This is a genomic window from Cohnella sp. GbtcB17 (genome assembly GCF_019091135.1).
GTDB lineage: Bacteria > Bacillota > Bacilli > Paenibacillales > Paenibacillaceae > Cohnella.
Genome location: NZ_JAGXJW010000475.1, coordinates 1 through 236 on the forward strand (window position 1 = coordinate 1; position 236 = coordinate 236).

The following is a 236-nucleotide window of genomic DNA, read 5'->3' on the forward strand; positions in this document are numbered from 1 at the left end:
GCTCTTGAGGAGCTGCAGATCGAGGATGTCCCCGATCCCCTCGTGCAGCGGCGGCGGTCGGACCGGGTCGTAGGAGCGCTCCGCCATCAGCTTGAGCCGCTCGCGCAGCCCCGGAATCGCCAGCTCCAGCCTGTCGAGCCGGATCGTCTGGAGGCTCACTTTGAGCAGGCGGGACAATTCCCGGTCGGACAGGAACGGATTTTCTTCGATGAGGCGGGCGAGCTGCTGATGGCGTT

General features: G+C 65.7%; 1 protein-coding gene. It reads right to left on the minus strand.

Annotation, left to right across the window (positions count from 1 at the left end):
* A partial coding sequence (locus KVT38_RS34200) for a DeoR family transcriptional regulator (RefSeq protein ID WP_217598144.1) occupies positions 1-236 on the minus strand: 236 nt, incomplete at both ends.